We start from the raw sequence: 16,685 nt of genomic DNA on the forward strand, positions 1-16,685 counted from the left end.
ATGAATAAGTACACCGTTTACGGAGAAGAGTTCTTCCCCAAATTCTCATTTCCGATCAAGGGGAATTTCAAGAAGAAAGACCTTTTAAAAATAGACTTGTCTGTAAAGAACGAATTGCTTCCATCCGGTGAGGACAAGTCGCTCGAAAGTCTACACCGTTTTATTTTTGGTACAATCAGGACAGCACGAGCCAAAGGTGCTTATGGCGGCTATTCAGAAAAACGAAATCTCTATGAGCGAAGCACCGTTTTCTCAACGAATGAAGAATACCGAAACATCCACTTGGGCGTTGACTTTTGGTTTCCGAAAGGCACAGCAGTTTGTGCGCCTATTCCCGGAAGGGTGCACAGCTTCAAGGACAATAATCAATCGGGTGATTACGGCCCTACCATTATTTTGGAGCACGTCTTAGGAAATGAAAAATTCTATAGCCTCTACGGGCATTTGAGTAGAGATTCGATTAAAGAATTGAAAGTAGGACGTATGATTCTCAGAGGAGAAGTCTTTGCTTATTTGGGAGGGCCGGATGAAAACGTCGATTGGCCGCCTCACTTGCACTTTCAATTGATCTATGATCTCCAAGGAAAAAAAGGTGATTATTCGGGAGTTTGCTTCGAATCGGAGAAAAAGAAATACCTCAAAAATTGCCCAAACCCGATTGAATTTTTCGGAGGCTTCAATGGTGTCATTGACTAAACGTCAAGGTGTTTGAACACTATTTTTTAGTAATTCTGAACTCTATCCTCTATTTTGCAGTTTAAAGTCACCTGAAGTTTTGGTAATTGTATACAGCTATAGCGAAGTGAAAAAGAGGTTTGGACTTATGTCATCATGCCTTGTTTTGCTATTAGCATGCTCCTCTCTTGGGTCAAATGACGACCCGGTCTCAGATGAGTTTACGGCTGATTTCGTTTCCGCTGATTTGTGGTTGGAGAATAGTCGCGAGTTGATCATGACCAAAAACGCACAGATCGATCAAAACATTTTCTACGCAGACTTGCCAAGCGATGACCTGAAAATTGAGATTATTCTAGATGCAGAAAACGAAGTGTCCAAAGTAAATGTACCTATAACCCCGAGCCTGTCGAAAACGCTTTATTTCGATTATGGAAGACTTTCCTTTTCAGAGACTAAATTGGATGGAGAGAACTACCTGATCTCTGCTTATGCCGATGGAAGAGCCTACGCGCATGCTTTGCCTGATGGTGGCACTCCTTCATTGAGTTTGATCAATAGCGTTGGATTAACAGAACACACAATTCGCTCGATCAGCACGCTTGCTCAGAGGTACAGCCTGAAGGAAAAAAACGCCATTCATGACGTTCGCATTTCTGAGAAGAATGTGAGTATTCCCGAATCTGTATCTTTAGAGAAAGACTTCACGGCGATAATGAATGTCAAGCAAGGAGAGAGGATTAGTATTAGCCTTTCTTCTGATGAGCCTCACGTCTACTTCACTATCTCACCGAGTTTTGGTTCCGACATGGAACACAAATCTTGGAGTGGACCCGCTACATTTACAGGAGATATTTCCATCAGGGTATTTGCTGCAGAAGATCTTAGAAATGGAAGCTTCACGCTCGACGTGAAAAGACTCTAACCCGAGAAGCCAAGTAGTCTCTCCAACTCTTTTGGAAGCTCAGGCAAATCCTTTCGAGGCATCAACAATCCATTTAACTCAGCCAACTCTCGGAAGATGTAGTGCTTATCCATGGCTCCTTTCAAATATCCGTGCCCGCTTGATTTTCCCGTACCAACTCGTGACCCGATCATCCGCATGACCATATTCACGTGCCTCATTCGCCAAGATGCCATGAGCTCATCTATTTCCAGCAGCGACACCATCAATTCATAAGGTAAGTGCAGTAGAGGAAAACCTTTGTACAGATAGATGAATAGCGCCGAGCGACATGCTTTAGCCGAAAGCCGTCTTTTGGGGTCTTCATCATTTCCAAAAAGGGTCCTATCAAAAAGGTCTGCATTCGATTTCTCAATATCGAGCAATCCTCCTGTGTACTTCTCTCTGTAGTCAGACCAAAATGGATGTTCTTCAGGCTTATTGTCGGCGATCTGTCCCCAGATTTCTTCGTTTTCGAAATAAGGCATTCGCTCTAACCAAACATTCAGTAAATCAAGGAGATTGGTTTGCTTCTCTATATCTCTCACTCGACCCACATCCTCAGGTCGCAACTGAGAAACGTAGTATTGCTTACCGTGACGGTTTTCGTAGTGAAGTCCCAGCTTTGCCTCCAGCTCTTTCCATTGAATGCTTTGGAACCCACTGGCAGGCCTCAACAAGTCGCGAAAGTCGAGGAAGTCAAGCGAACTCATGGTTTCCATTACATTAATCTGATCTACCAATAAGCGGAGGATCTCAATAATGCGGCGACTACGGTGGACCACGACCTGCAATGTTTGGTCGTTGTCATTTACCGTTGGCTTAGAAAGCAGGGCTGTAATCGAATCTAGCTCGTAAAGCACCTGCTTGAACCAGAGTTCATAGGCCTGGTGAATCACGATAAAAAGCATCTCGTCGTGAGCTTCAACACCTGCCTTGTCGCTTTCCAGCTCTTGTGCTCCGAGTATTTTGTCGAGCTGTAAATAGTCTTTGTAGTAAACTTCTTTTTTGGACATAATCGAGTGGGTTGAATGGTGCCGCAAGATAGGAATTGAAGAGGGGCTAACAACCTGATTTTTGTCACTTCGCGTACCGTCCTGAATTCGTTTCGTAGTCAGCACATTCCATCTTAAAACTGATAATCTCAGGTTTCTTAAATGGCACATCCCAGCCACCGTCATAGGAAACGGACTTTGGCATGAGCCAACCATTGACAAGCATGTTCTCTACCTTAATGGAAATATCAAAATCAAAAAGAAGTGTTTTATGCGCTAAGCGATACGCCCGTGCAATGACCTCCTTGGTATCCCTATGAAAATAAGACGTCATATCCCGGATGACCACTTCATCTTCCTCTCCTTCTTTTACAAAACTCGAAAAGGCGATACACGGTATCGAGTCGTTGTATTCATAGAGGAAAATCGAGTAATCGTAATACTGAACCATCTCGGGACTGAAAATGGCTAGCTTATCGCCAATGAACGGAACGTTATCAATCGGCTGCCCCGGATTGAATAGCATCTTTTTGAGCTGCGCCTTGTGCTTCTCCATTTTGGAATCAGCTTCTAGTTCTTGCTCTCGCTGAACCATTTCATTCGAAACCGAATGTTTCTCAGTCGGGAAGAAAACGTCGTCGTAGACCTCGGCGGTCAGGTAGCGCCACTTACCGTTTTTCTTTTTGATCTTACCGTTGGTTTTTTCATAGGTGATTTCTACCCATTTCACTTCATCGGGAGTGAGGTGTTGAACTGCCTTCCGTTGGAGTGTGGCAAATTCGCTATCGTCTTTGTCGTAGACTACCATCGCTCCCTTGATCTCGTGAGGAAAGTACTTGAGGTTGAGAAAGGCTTGGTAAAAGGTGGTGTCTTCAATAACCTGTTTGATGAAATCCTCTGCATTGAAATCCTCCATAGCGGCATTTACCACAAACTCGTCCATGGTCACCATTTTGGCGATATCAGTTTCTTGGGCTTTCAAGCCAAAGGCCAATAAAAAGAGAGGAAATAAGACAAGAGCCTTCATAGAATTAGTCAACGAAAAAAGAGTGGTTAAGTTTTAAAAGAGCTTCAGTTAGAAAATCACGCTTGGATTCAGTATTCCCTATTTTCAGGATTCATTCTCGTATCCCAAATGGTAAGCAAGATGATCCTATCATTCTCCACTTTATATATTAACAAGTTATGCTTGGTCAAGACCGCCTCGCGATTCCCATTTTTCTCTATGACTCTGAAGGAAAATGGGTGCTCTGATATAATATCAAGTTTCTGGCTTAACAGCTGAGAAAAATTGAAGAGTTTATTCAGACTCCATACTTTAATGAGATAATCTGATATCTCGGAAAGTCGAATTTCCGCCTCACGAGTCCATACAATTTCATAAGCCATACTTAGCCTTGAACTCTTCCATTACAACACTGTTAGAGCGAACCCTCCCCTCCTCGTAATCTTTAAGTCCTCGTTCAATCGAATCCTTCAACTCTTTAGAGTACAAATCCTGAGACTTAGTTTTAGAGAGAAGCGCCACGAGATCATCAAGTAATGTTTCGTCTGTTAAGTCCAAAATTTCCTTGATAATGAGTTGTCTTTTTTCTATCAATGTCATGATCTAAAGATAATGAATTTCACTTTTCAGTCTTATTTCCATTGGCTTATAAATGGAAATGAAAAACATGATGAATAATTCAAATTGCAAATTGGCCGCTATGGCTTAGTGAATTTATGAATTAAAAAAAGCCCGACTATCTCAAGTCAGGCCTTTTAAAAAGTAAAACCTATAAGCCGGATTCTGTTCCCCAATCGAAATCGGGGCTTCCATCATTTATCTAGCCCTGTCGTCGCCGACAGGATCGAGCAGCCTACCCTCCGAGTCGAGCGAGCAGCTCTCAAGCCTCGGTTTACATGGCCTTACAGTCCGCGGGGTTTACCACCTGCACATGTTACCACATACAGCTGTGGGCTCTTACCCCACTCTTTTCACCCTTTCCAAGCCAAAGCTTGGTGGTATTGTCTCTGCGGCACTTTCCATATCCGCCTTAGGCGGACTCTTCCCGTTAGGAAGCGCGGTGCTCTGTACTGTCCGGACTTTCCTCTCCTAGATCAAGTCTAGCAGCGATGGAACGGTTTGAAACAAAGGTAGCCGAATTGTAATCGTTCGCCTAAAAATCTATCTTTGTATTCTCTTCATTTTGAAGCATTTTTTCACGGTATAACTTGCAATTGTAACATGAAACACCTGCACAACGAAGAGGATTGGCGCGTGCTTAAAAAGCGCATGATCGAAAGTGACCACGATAGGGTCACCGTATCGTTTTATCAATATGCGAAGCTCGGCAATCCTCAACTTTTCAGAGATTACCTTTTCATCCACTGGACTGACCTCGGCATTTTCGGACGCACTTACGTGGCCCACGAAGGTATAAACGCGCAAATCTCAGTTCCACGAGAACAGTTTGAAGACTTTAGAGACCACTTGAACGGTATCAGCTTCCTGAATGGCATTCGCCTCAATGTAGCGGTAGATGATGATGGAATGAGTTTCTATAAACTCATCATCAAGGTGCGGCCAAAAATTCTAGCTGACGGCCTCAACGACGAGACCTTTGACGTAACCGACAAGGGGAAACACCTCAAAGTGGAAGAGTTCAATGAACTGATTGAACAGGACGACACCATATTGATCGACATGCGCAACCACTACGAAACGGAAGTAGGCCATTTCAAAAATGCCATTACACCGGATGTGGATACCTTTCGCGACTCGTTGCCTCATATCTTGGACAATCTGAAAGGATTGGAAGACAAAAACTTGGTGATGTATTGCACGGGAGGAATCCGTTGCGAGAAAGCATCAGCTTGGCTCAAGCACCAAGGTTTTCCCAATGTACATCAGCTCGAAGGTGGTATCATTGAGTACACGCGGCGTGCCAATGAAAAGGGACTAGAGAATAAGTTCGTTGGAAAGAATTTCGTCTTTGATGAGCGTATGGCCGAAGGAATTACCCGCGACGTTATCGCCCGCTGCCACCAATGCGGCGAGCCAAATGACACCCATGTAAACTGCCTGAACAAGGGCTGCCACACTCTCTTTATCCAATGCGAAAAATGTGCGGAGAAGTACGAAGGTTGCTGCTCAACTGATTGCCAAGAGGTAACTCACCTAACCGAAGAAGAGCAGAAAAAACACCGTGAAGGAAAGCACGCCAACGCTAAGATTTACAAGAAAGGACGGTCGCCACATATCAAATACAAGACATTGCATAATCCTTTGGAGGAAGCTCTGAAAAAGTATAAGTAGAGTCAGTACTGTTAGCTCCCTTTGGAAGTTAAAGCTTCCGTTCTAGGATTTTCAATTCATGAATGACGTGAGGTAGATTCTCATCGATTACTTCCCAAACTATTCGATAATCAACTCCAAAATACTCATGGATCAGCCGATTTCGATAACCCTTGAGTTGCTTCCATGGGATTCCATCATTCGAATTCTTTAACTCCTCTGAGATTCGGGAGGCAGCTTCTCCGATTATTTCAAAATTTCGAATAACAGCATCAACCGTTTTCTCATCATTTATAAAATCATCGTAAGAGTATCCTGAAGTGTATGAAATAATTTTTTGCCCTGATTCCAGCATGTCTTGAACAAGAAACAAATCTTCTCGCTTAGACATAAATTAAATCATTTTTGATGGCCTCGTAGTACTTTGGCTTAATTCCATTGCGAGAAACCAAATCAACCTTTAGTCCCAATCCTTCTTCCAACTCCTCCGCCAAATTGATGAATCGCGCTCCAATTTTTCCATTGAACTCCACCAAAATATCCAGATCACTATCCTCTGTGAAATCGTTGCGAGAGTATGATCCAAAAATTGCCATTGTCTTCAATGGATATTTTTTCTCCAAAGAAGACTTCAGTACGGTTAATTTTAGTTGGATATCGCCTGGAACCATGATCAATCAAAAATACAAAACTTAACGTTGTCTTGCTCATCTGCTGAAAGGTGATGAATAATTTGAATTGGAGAGAATGAAAAACTACTCTAATTGATTGAAGTATTTGAAGATATGAATCAGTCGATACACCTACCTTTGATAACTGATGACTGAACTCCAAAATTCCCTTCGACTCCCTTGCGGCGAAATCCTCAAAAACCGACTGGCCAAAGCAGCCATGACCGAGCGCATTGCCAATAGTCGTCAAGAACCAACAGTTGAACACGAGCGACTGTATCGTGCATGGAGCGAAACCGGAGCGGGATTGCTCATCTCGGGAAACGTTCTCGTCGATAGGGACCATTTGGAGTCAGCAGGCAATATCTGTTTTGACGAAAAGTCTGACTTGGAGAAACTCAAAAGCTGGGCGGCTTCGGTGGACAGACCACAAACACATTTCTGGATTCAACTGTCGCATGCAGGGAGACAGACCAATCGGTTTGTCAACAAACAACCGCTGGCGCCATCCGCCATTCAGCTCCATAAAATGGGACTCTTTGGAAAACCTAAGGCCATGGATGAGTCGGAGATTCTCAAAGTCATTCATCAATTCCGAAAAGCAGCTCTGATTACCAAAGAAGCAGGTTTTACGGGAGTTCAAATTCACGCGGCTCATGGATACTTATTGAGTCAGTTTCTTTCTCCCCTTACCAATAGAAGAACGGACCAATGGGGTGGCTCATTGGAAAACCGCTCAAGGCTACTTAAAGAGATTGTACGCTCGGTTCGAGAGGTGGTAGGCCCTGAATTTCCGATATCAGTGAAACTCAACTCGGCTGATTTTCAACACGGAGGATTTATAGAAGACGAAGCCTTGAACGTAATCGAGATGCTCGAAGTTGAAGGTGTTGATCTGCTTGAAATATCGGGAGGTACGTATGAGAAAGTTGCCTTCTTTCTCCACGACGAAGAGCAGCGAGAGAGCACCAAAAAGCGCGAGGCCTACTTCTTGGATTTCGCCGAAAGGGTGCGCGCATCAAGCAAAATGCCCATCATGGTAACGGGGGGATTTCGCAGCTCTAGGTTTTGCAATGAAGCGCTCAAAGCAAACAAACTAGATGTTGTTGGTATGGGCAGACCCTTCTTGTCGAATATCGACTTGATCCCTCAATTTTTGAGCAATAAAAAAATCACTTTGGACAATCCCCCGATTCGTTCTTGGTTAAAATCAGTAAACGACTCTGCCGAAGCTGGTTTTTACGCTCGACAACTCATCCAAATCGCTAAAGGACAACCAATCAAAAAGAAGATGAATGCCTTTTTGTGTGCCAACTTCTTAGTAACCTATGAGTTTTTCAAAGGACTTCGTCGAGAGAAAGCCTAGGTTTTTGAATCTGTTAATTATGTTTGCAACATGATCGATTACCGCCACTACAATGTCATAGTACCCAAGTTCAAAATCGAGGATTTAGTAGCGGGTGGCGTGAAAACACTGAGAGAAAACTTCGGCGGTGGCGATTTTCAAGAAGATGAATATCTGGTAGGTATGGGAGTAAAAAATGCCACAGAAGTGCGAGAAGTATTCGAGAAGCTTTTGGAACTCGGATTGGCATTTGATGAACCCTCTGCAACAACGGACGATTTCACCGTGGTGGCCAAAGAAGGAGTTTGGTGGCCGGTAGCTTGGCTTGTCTCCAATGATAAAGGTTCGTGGTTTATTGCGGATGTAGAGGCGCCAAATGGTCGATAGTCCTTAGTCCGTGGTCGATGGTCTGTGATATCTGGTTTTGGTTAGTATGGTGTTTTCTTAAAACACTATTTTTATCAATATGAACCAGTATAGAAATTTGAGAGTTTGGAAGCAGTCGATGGATTTGGTTTAGGCAGTATATCAACTAACTGACACTTTTCCTGATTCAGAAAAATTTGGTCTGATAAGTCAATTGAGGAGATCAGCCGTTTCTAAGCCGAGTAATATTGCTGAAGGAGCGCGAAGGAATGGTCAGCGTGAGTTTCACCATTTTCTGGGAATTGCAAAAGGTTCTCTAGCTGAATTAGAAACCCAACTTGAGATTTCACAAAGGCTAAAATTCAAGGTCGACGCAGACTACGAGACACTGCTCTCATTATCTGACTCTTTGGGTCGAATGATTTCAAATTTGCAATCCTCAATAAAAGCATCAGACTACCCGAACATTTCGGAGCCTCCTGAGTTTTACCAAAATGAAATTGATTATAGTATAAACCCCAGACTATCGACTATCGACTAAAATCCAAAAAAATGAACGACATAAAGGGAAAAACAGCCCTCATCACCGGAGGAACAAAAGGAATAGGATACGGCATAGCTGAAATGCTTTTGAAAAAAGGGGTATCCGTGTGCATTACCGGTCGAAATACTGAGACAGTAAAAGAGGCAGCAGAAAAACTCAATCAGGTAAGCGATGCAACAGCAATTGGCATCACTGCTGATGTACGGTCATACTCCGATATGGAAAACGTAATCGATCACATGGTAAGCCAACTGGGGAAAGTAGATGCCGTAATTGCCAACGCAGGTCTCGGTCACTTCGGAAGTATAATGGACCTCACCCACGAGCAATTCACCCAAACGGTTGATACCAACCTCACGGGAGTATTCAATACCATCAAGCCTGCGCTCAACGCCCTGAAAGAATCGAGAGGGTATATTATCACCATCGCGAGTTTGGCGGGTACTAACTTCTTTGCGGGAGGCTCAGCTTACAATGCCAGCAAATTTGGCTTGGTAGGCTTCACCCAAGCAGTTATGCTCGATTTGCGTCAGCACGATATTAAAGTGAGTACGATTATGCCCGGATCAGTGACCAGTCACTTTGCGGGTCATACGCCAAATGAGGCAGATGCTTGGAAAATTCAACCCGAAGACATTGGCGAGATGGTCGTTTATCTCTTGGAAACCAATCCTAGAAATCTACCGTCGAAGATTGAGGTAAGACCGAGTAAGCCGCCGAAGTAGTCGGTGGTCGATGGTAGATGGTAAGTGGTAGATGGTAAGTGGCAGTAAAACCCCATAGCTATCGACCAAGGACTAGGGACCATGGACCACGGACTAAGGACTACAAACTAAAACTCACGCTCCCACCCTATCTTTCTTCGCGTTCTTCCCCGCGTTTTTCTCGATGTATTTAATCACCTCGGCAGCGATGTCTTTTTTAGTGGCTTTTTCGATGCCTTCGAGTCCCGGAGATGAATTGACTTCCAAGACGAGGGGCCCACGTGACGATTCAATCATATCTACGCCCGCCATGTTAAGCCCCATGGCTTTGGCGGCGGCGAGAGCAACTGCACGCTGTTTCGGTGTGAGCCTTACTGCGGTGGCAGTTCCACCTTGATGCAGGTTCGAACGAAATTCCCCTTCAGCACCTTGACGTTTCATCGCGCCTACCACTTTTCCGTTTACCACAAAAGCGCGGATATCAGCACCACCTGCTTCAGCGATAAACTCCTGTATCAAAAGGTTGGCTTTGAGGCCATGAAAAGCTTCTACTACTGATTTGGCCGCTTTTTTAGACTCTGCCAATACCACCCCGATTCCTTGGGTACCTTCCAGCAGTTTGATCACCACAGGAGCTCCCCCGATTTCATCAATTAGCGGGTCGAGCTTCTTGGGGTGATTTGTAAATATGGTCTTTGGAATCCCAATATCGTGGCGACTGAATATCTGCGTGCTGCGCAGCTTGTCGCGCGAACGAACAATGGCAATAGACGAGTTTACCGTAAAGGTATTTCGCATCTCAAACTGACGAACTACCGCCGTGCCGTAAAACGTGACTGAGGCTCCGATACGAGGTATGATCGCATCCACATCACTCAAATCCTTGTTGTTATAAATGACCCTCGGATTCTTGTGTTCACCTATCAGCGAGCAACCCAAATGGTCCACTACAATGGCTTCGTGACCCCGCTTTTCGGCAGCCTCTTTTAACCGGCTGGTTGAGTACAAGTTCTTGTTTCGGCTTAGTATAGCAATCTTCATAATTCGTTTTGCACGTAACTTCTGGATACATCAATAAGAAAGTCGTCTGCCAGAAATCGACGGCCCAACAATACGGAATAATTCATGGTCGAACGGTCGTTTAACGAAACTTGTGTCATCTTTTCACAATCGCCTAACTTTATCTTAAGCTCCACAATATATCGGGTTTCGACTTGTCCGTTTGAGCTCTTAATTTTTCGACGCCTGAATTTCTTGAATCGAACCACTTTTTTTGATCGTTTCAAAAAATGACAGCACAACACCTTCTTGCCTCTCATCTCTTCCTCCCAAATCTCATCGCAATGCACGGAAGATGATCTGGCTCCCGAATCAATTCGGGCTACAATATGTTCGCGCTTTTGATCAGGAAAAGATACCTTCTCCTTATTGCCAACTATTCGCTTTTCTCCGACTCGGTCTACCACTGGGGTCTTTCTTTTTAAGGTCGCAAAGGTATTCATTTCAATCGCCGATCAAGAAAGGATACGAACAGAGTTTAACCTTAGTATCTTCGCGAAAAATATACACCTCACCGCAGTGAAGAAGAAGATCGTAATCGCAGGTCAAAGCATCCCCGCAGGGACTCAGGAAAAAATCAATATTCGACTGGCTAAGTTGCCATCGGGAACAGTCATCGATCTGCCCGTATACATCTATCGAAGCACAAAACCGGGGCCTACCGTCTTGCTTAGCGGAGGCCTTCACGGCGATGAGATAAACGGGATAGAAATAGTAAGAAGCTTAATAGATGGAGGGCATTTTGAAAACCTCCAACGAGGCTCGGTGGTGGCCATACCCGTGATGAACATCTACGGTTTCTTGAACTTCAGTCGGGATGTGCCTGATGGCAAAGACGTCAATCGCAGCTTCCCCGGATCGACCACAGGCTCGCTGGCTTCTCGCATAGCCCATTTCATCAGCCACAATATTCTCAAGGAAATTGATTTTGGTATTGACTTCCATACGGGCGGTGCCTCGCGCTTTAACTTTCCGCAAATACGCTACGCGCCGAAGGACAAAAAAGCTGCCGAACTGGCCGAACAGTTCGGAGCACCGGTTACCCTCCACAGCGGACTTTTGGAAAAGAGCCTGCGCAAGCAAGCTTTCAAAATGGGCAAATCCATCTTGGTATACGAAGGTGGCGAGAGCATGCGTATGGATGAGGAAGTGGTACGGCAAGGAGTAGACGGTGCTCTTCGTCTGCTACAAGCCCATAACATGATCGATGATGCTCCTGCGGCCAATTCGCCCTCTATAAAATGTGAGAAATCAATTTGGATTCGCGCAAAGCGAAGCGGAATCTATCGCGGCATCATCAATTCGGGAATGACCATAGCCAAAGGCGACGTACTCGGCTACATTACCGATCCTTTCGGCGAATTCAGCACCGCCGTAAAATCGCCCGCAGCAGGGCTCGTTATTTGCCACAACAATATGCCTGTGATCAATCAAGGCGATGCGTTGATCCATTTGGGGTTGATTTGAGTCGGATCTCCCATCAGCCGTAGTGTGATAGTTGACTAGTGGCAATTTACGCCTTCGAGGCATATTGGCAAGGAACCAAGTTTTTGTGAGCCTTTCCTTTTCCCATTAGATAAACCGAGCAGTTTTCGTTATATTTCCTTTCCGACCAATTTGAAACATTTTAATCTCGCAGTAACCCATGAAATACTTTTATCCAATTTTGTGTCTTTTCGGCCTTTACACCTTTTCGGCGCAAGCCCAAGAATCGGAAATATTGACTAAATATCCCGAGGTAATTGATGGTAGCGTAAGAACCATTACCATAGATGAAGAGATGGACCGAATTTATCTTTCCGGAAATTTTACTCAACTAAGAGAAAACGATACGGAAATAAGGCCATTTCTAAGCACTTTTACCAGCGATCAAACTTCCCTGATCAACGAGACTCCTGAAGTAAATGGATTCTTACGCGATGTCATCAGCGACGGCGAAGGCGGGTATTTCATTACGGGCGAATTCACTAAAGTTGGAAGCTTTGATAGAAACGGAATCGCCCACATAACCGCAGACAATCAAGTGACTGCGTTAAACTTGGATATAGACGGCGATATTTTCGATATCCATCTAGACTCAGAAAAACAGGTCCTATATCTAGCAGGGTTTTTTAATACAGTAAACGGGATTGACCGCAAAAACTTCTTTGCGGTAGATTACAATTCTTACGATGTTCTTCCATTCAATCCCACCGTGAATGGTCCCGTTTACGACATTGAACAAAAAGGAGACACCATTTTCATCGGGGGTGGATTCAGCGGTGTGGGTGAGATAAGAGGGCTCAGCGTTTCATATAATCCTACTACAAAAGATGTCTCCGATAAAGGACCATTTTCCAATAGAGCGATTACTGCGGCAACTCCTGATGGCGAAGGAGGTTGGTATATCGCAGGACAATTCACCAATATAAAAGACAGCTTGAGAGGACGTATTGCAAGGATTGATGCGGATGGAAATGCAACCGCTTTCAACGCTGATATTTTTCTTTTATCGCAGCCATTGAATACGCGCATGCACTCTTTGCTTTTGCACGAAGGAGCTCTCTACGTTGGCGGTTTCTTCAATCGTGTAAATGGGGAAGAAATTGTAAATATGGCAAAACTAGATGCCGAAACGGGCGAAGTATTGCCATTCACACCAAATCCCAACGGAGATGTAAGACAAATTGGGCTTTACAATGACAGCCTTCTGGTATGTGGTTCATTCACTAATATAGCTGAAACGACAACGAAGCGTTACATAGCGCTGCTGGATACAGAAAGTGGAAATGCCTCAGAATCATTTGACATCAATGTTGATGATGATGTCTTTGCATTTAACATCTCAGATGGGTTCATCCAGTTTGCGGGAGAATTTTCAGGAGTAGGCACTCAGCCGAGCGCTTTATTCTTTACGGTTGATTTGAATAATCCCTCTTTTATCCCCGTTGCGGCCGGATCAGAGCTTACCGGAACGGTATTCGATATGGCCGTAAAAGGGGATACTGCTTTTCTGGCCGGTAATTTCTCAGGTACGGCAGTGGAAGAACTCGCTGCTATAAATTGGACTACGGGTGAACTACTGGACTGGACACCTTCGCTAAATACAGTTGCAGATCAGTTGGAGATCATCGGAGACAAGCTTTTTGTAGGGGGATATTTCGTAAGAGTCGACGGAGAGGCGAGACCACTTATTGCTGCATACAATGTGGATGATCTAACCCTTACGTCAGATGCTTTTGCTTTTTCGCTGCAGTCTACGGAGTTTGCCAGATGCACTGCGCTGGAAGAAAGCAACGGAGAAATTTTGGTTGCTACCTCTGCGGGTCAAATCCAAGAAGACCTCAGGCTGAGTTTTGCCGCTTTCGACTTAAGCGGAGAAGCACTGGACTTGTCCATCCCTTTTTCAGAAGGTTTGACGGTTGTCCCCACAAATTTACAGATCGTCTACGACATCGAAATCATAGGTGACAAAGTGTACGGCGGTGGTAACTTCAGCGGTGCCAATCTCAACGGGTCACAGTATTTGGCTTCTGCAAGTATTATCACAGGCGAGCCAGACCTTCCTATCGCTCAGCTAAATGAAAGAGTTTTTACACTCGCCCAAGATTTTGAAAACAATAAACTCTATTTCGCAGGAGATTTTACTGAAATGAATGAGGAGACCAAGCGATTCATTGCTCGGGTTGATCTGACAGACGGTGAAGTAGACCCGTGGGGTGTATTCATTAAGGGTTCCTTTCTAAGGGATATCGAAATTGCCGATGATGAGATTTATGTGGGTGGCGAGTTCACTAAAATCAAAGGTGTTGATAGACAAAACCTTGCTGCGCTCACCAAGGTTGGGTTTAATGTAACGGACTTTAATCCTGACCCTGATTCACAGGTAAATTCTATCTCAGAAAATGCGGGTGAGGTCACTTTTGGTGGTAGCTTTAATACCGTAAAGCCTTCTCTAGCTGAACCCAACGATGTAGAAACGTTTGCCATCTTAGACCGAACTACGGGACAACTCTTAGATGCTCCCACATCACCCAATGTGTTTGCAGATGAAATAGTCATTGATGGGGATAGAATACTTTTTGCCGGTGGTTTTAGTCAGTTTGGCGATTCTGCCAGACAGGGAATAGCTGCTCTTGATAGAGAAACGCTTGAAGTAACGGAATGGGGAAATAATCTTAGCCTGCTCGGAGATGAAGTTCGCATCAGAGATATTGAATTGAATAACGACAGAGTATATTTCGTAGCAGGAAATACTGATAAAAATCTAGGCGCTTTGGATCGCGCGACGGGTGCACTACTGGATTGGCCCGAAGTAGAATTCGACTTTTCTAACAGCCCGGCTGGTGACGGCTTCTACTCTATCGTTGCGTCAGACACAAGTATTTTTGTAGGAGGTGAGTTTTTTATGGCTTCACCTCAAGACGGCTCACTGATTTTCAGCATTGTAGAAATTGGAAAACAAGGAGGGGAATTAACTGATTTTTCTATCAACGAATTTACTGGCCCGCTCGGCTCAAGCTATGAAATAGCTCGAGCATTAAAAATGTTGATTTATCAAGACGATATTATCGTAGCAGGACAAATCGCGGCAAATGGTGAAGGGATCGTCAAAGTTAATACACTGACAGGCGATTTGGTGATTTTACCGAATGCAGGGCTTCCTACCGGTGGTGGAGATCCTTTCAATAATTCAACTTACGCATCGGGTCGCGACTTATTCCTTTCCGGCAACTTACTCTATTTTGCTGCCGATGCCTACGCCGCTGAGTATTCACTACTGAATAATGCATATACTGCGGTTTACTCAAATGAAGACTGGTACGACATTGTTTTTGATACACCGCCCATCGGAGGTCCTAGATGGGATCCTATTTATACCGCTTTTTCAATAGCTGCTGACTCAGAAGGAAAAGTTTTTATTGGTGGTAATTTTGAAGAAATAATCGATCGCCCGAGAAGAGGCTTGGCAGTGCTTAAAACTACTCAGTGCGAATCACCCCTTTCCGGCAGCGTCACCACCACCTCAGTAACCCGTGACATCTGCCTTAACAATGAGCAACAAGATATCGTACAAGCAGAAGTTGCAGGCAATACCGGTAACGGGGTTTTCATCCTTCACAACAGCGATTACGACATCTTCTCCGTAAGGCAAACGGGTACCTTCAAACCCGACAATCATCCTCCCGGAAATTACTTCGTATCGCACGTGGCCTATACTGATGACAACTTGAATCAGACCGACAACCTCAACGATCTGGAAGGCTGCCTTTCCGTTAGTGGCTCATTTGCCGTGACCAGTTTTAGAGCAGAAGCCGGTCAAATCGGCACCTCCGATCCCAAGGACTATTGTGTCGGAGATTTGCCGGCTACCATCTCCTTTGATCGGATCAACAGCAGCGGAATAAATCAGGGATTTGTCCTGCTCAACAATTCCAATCAGATTATCGAAGTGAGCACCGATGGAACTTTCGTCTTGGAAGACCTCACCCCGGGCAAGTATAAAGTAGCATCCGTATCGACCGACGAAACAGTGGTATTGGAAGACATTCAAGCCTCCAACCTCGACCCCTGTTTTGACTACTCCAACATTGTGAAAATAGACATCGAGACCTGCGAGGAGTTGCTTATCGCTTCCAACCCCAATCCCGTGGTAGATGTTTCCAACGTTTCGTTCACAACGACCGAATCAGAAAACGTTCAGCTCGAGCTATATGACCTTACGGGAAAAAGAATCGGGTTGATCTATGCCGGTATGGCTCCCGGCCAAACGCCGATGATGTTTCAGTACGATACCTCATCGCTACCGCAGGGCGTTTACATCTACAAGCTCACCACCGAGAGCGAAGTGAAGACAACGAAGTTTTTGAAGAATTAAAGAGAATAACACAGCCTTATTTGATAAAGCCCTCCGTGATTTCGGGGGGCTTCTTAGCGGATAGGAATGCACCGAGCAAAGCGCAAACAGCGCGGAGGTTGAGAACCCTTTGGAGAAAACTGAACTACCATTTGTTCTCGATACTTTTCACTCCTATGTCGTGAAACACTCGAACTGAGAAATCAATTACTTCCCTGCGGTCAGTGAGATCGCTCCTTTGTCGATAAGTTCTAATTGCTCATCCCTCGC

Annotated in this window: 15 protein-coding genes, 1 other RNA gene and 1 pseudogene; 9 read left to right on the plus strand and 8 right to left on the minus strand. The window is 44.6% G+C overall.

Annotated features, from left to right (window positions below):
* Both O3Q51_13070 and O3Q51_13075 read left to right on the plus strand, forming a co-directional pair.
* Positions 1–696, plus strand: a complete 696-nt coding sequence (locus O3Q51_13070) for a peptidoglycan DD-metalloendopeptidase family protein (protein MCZ4409746.1) — start codon at positions 1–3, stop codon at positions 694–696.
* Between the two features lie 127 nt (positions 697–823).
* Positions 824–1,600 carry a hypothetical protein gene (locus O3Q51_13075; protein ID MCZ4409747.1) on the plus strand — a complete coding sequence of 259 codons (777 nt, stop codon included), beginning with the start codon at positions 824–826 and terminating at the stop codon, positions 1,598–1,600.
* Here O3Q51_13075 and O3Q51_13080 read toward each other — a convergent pair.
* The 4 genes from O3Q51_13080 to rnpB all read right to left on the minus strand — a co-directional run bounded on the left by O3Q51_13080 (position 1,597) and on the right by rnpB (position 4,745).
* On the minus strand, positions 1,597–2,784 hold the full coding sequence (locus O3Q51_13080; GenBank protein MCZ4409748.1) for a tryptophan 2,3-dioxygenase family protein: 1,188 nt from the start codon (positions 2,782–2,784) through the stop codon (positions 1,597–1,599). The genes O3Q51_13075 and O3Q51_13080 overlap by 4 nt on opposite strands.
* On the minus strand, positions 2,699–3,640 hold the full coding sequence (locus tag O3Q51_13085) for a hypothetical protein (protein ID MCZ4409749.1): 942 nt from the start codon (positions 3,638–3,640) through the stop codon (positions 2,699–2,701). The genes O3Q51_13080 and O3Q51_13085 overlap by 86 nt, the downstream gene beginning before the upstream one ends.
* A gap of 351 nt (positions 3,641–3,991) precedes the next feature.
* Positions 3,992–4,219 carry a hypothetical protein gene (locus tag O3Q51_13090; protein MCZ4409750.1) on the minus strand — a complete coding sequence of 76 codons (228 nt, stop codon included), beginning with the start codon at positions 4,217–4,219 and terminating at the stop codon, positions 3,992–3,994.
* Between the two features lie 156 nt (positions 4,220–4,375).
* Positions 4,376–4,745, minus strand: an RNA gene (rnpB, locus tag O3Q51_13095) — RNase P RNA component class A.
* 95 nt (positions 4,746–4,840) lie between these two features.
* On the opposite strand from rnpB, the gene O3Q51_13100 reads away from it, so the two are divergent.
* Entirely contained in the window at positions 4,841–5,911 is a 1,071-nt protein-coding gene (locus O3Q51_13100) for a rhodanese-related sulfurtransferase (protein MCZ4409751.1), read from the plus strand.
* Positions 5,912–5,939: 28 nt separating this feature from the next.
* Here the strand turns inward: O3Q51_13100 and O3Q51_13105 are convergent, their stop codons facing one another.
* Positions 5,940–6,281 carry a DUF86 domain-containing protein gene (locus tag O3Q51_13105; protein MCZ4409752.1) on the minus strand — a complete coding sequence of 114 codons (342 nt, stop codon included), beginning with the start codon at positions 6,279–6,281 and terminating at the stop codon, positions 5,940–5,942.
* Entirely contained in the window at positions 6,274–6,561 is a 288-nt protein-coding gene (locus O3Q51_13110; GenBank protein MCZ4409753.1) for a nucleotidyltransferase family protein, read from the minus strand. Before O3Q51_13110 ends, O3Q51_13105 begins: the two co-directional genes overlap by 8 nt.
* A 148-nt stretch (positions 6,562–6,709) precedes the next feature.
* Between O3Q51_13110 and O3Q51_13115 the strand changes: the two genes are divergently transcribed.
* From O3Q51_13115 to O3Q51_13130, 4 genes and pseudogenes are all read left to right on the plus strand, one after another.
* A complete protein-coding gene (locus tag O3Q51_13115; protein ID MCZ4409754.1) occupies positions 6,710–7,927 on the plus strand; it encodes an NADH:flavin oxidoreductase/NADH oxidase family protein in 1,218 nt (405 codons plus the stop codon).
* Between the two features lie 30 nt (positions 7,928–7,957).
* Positions 7,958–8,293 carry a hypothetical protein gene (locus tag O3Q51_13120; protein ID MCZ4409755.1) on the plus strand — a complete coding sequence of 112 codons (336 nt, stop codon included), beginning with the start codon at positions 7,958–7,960 and terminating at the stop codon, positions 8,291–8,293.
* 148 nt (positions 8,294–8,441) lie between these two features.
* Positions 8,442–8,813, plus strand: a pseudogene (locus O3Q51_13125) (four helix bundle protein).
* A gap of 11 nt (positions 8,814–8,824) precedes the next feature.
* Positions 8,825–9,541, plus strand: coding sequence for an SDR family oxidoreductase (locus tag O3Q51_13130; GenBank protein MCZ4409756.1), 717 nt, complete (start codon positions 8,825–8,827; stop codon positions 9,539–9,541).
* A gap of 114 nt (positions 9,542–9,655) precedes the next feature.
* On the opposite strand, the gene rimK is transcribed toward O3Q51_13130, so the two are convergent.
* Together rimK and O3Q51_13140 are read right to left on the minus strand one after the other, a co-directional pair.
* Complete coding sequence (gene rimK, locus O3Q51_13135) at positions 9,656–10,561, minus strand: 30S ribosomal protein S6--L-glutamate ligase (protein MCZ4409757.1); 906 nt, start codon at positions 10,559–10,561, stop codon at positions 9,656–9,658.
* The gene (locus O3Q51_13140) at positions 10,558–11,022 is read right to left on the minus strand and encodes a RimK/LysX family protein (protein MCZ4409758.1); all 465 of its coding nucleotides are present in this window, start codon (positions 11,020–11,022) and stop codon (positions 10,558–10,560) included. The genes rimK and O3Q51_13140 overlap by 4 nt, the downstream gene beginning before the upstream one ends.
* A gap of 76 nt (positions 11,023–11,098) precedes the next feature.
* Between O3Q51_13140 and O3Q51_13145 the strand changes: the two genes are divergently transcribed.
* Together O3Q51_13145 and O3Q51_13150 are read left to right on the plus strand one after the other, a co-directional pair.
* On the plus strand, positions 11,099–12,046 hold the full coding sequence (locus O3Q51_13145; GenBank protein MCZ4409759.1) for a succinylglutamate desuccinylase/aspartoacylase family protein: 948 nt from the start codon (positions 11,099–11,101) through the stop codon (positions 12,044–12,046).
* A gap of 178 nt (positions 12,047–12,224) precedes the next feature.
* Positions 12,225–16,436 (plus strand): T9SS type A sorting domain-containing protein, encoded by a 4,212-nt coding sequence (locus O3Q51_13150; GenBank protein ID MCZ4409760.1) that lies wholly within the window; start codon positions 12,225–12,227, stop codon positions 16,434–16,436.
* The last annotated feature ends 249 nt before the right edge of the window (positions 16,437–16,685 follow it).

Source organism: Cryomorphaceae bacterium 1068 (assembly GCA_027214385.1).
Taxonomy (GTDB): Bacteria; Bacteroidota; Bacteroidia; order Flavobacteriales_D; family Cryomorphaceae; genus JAKVAV01.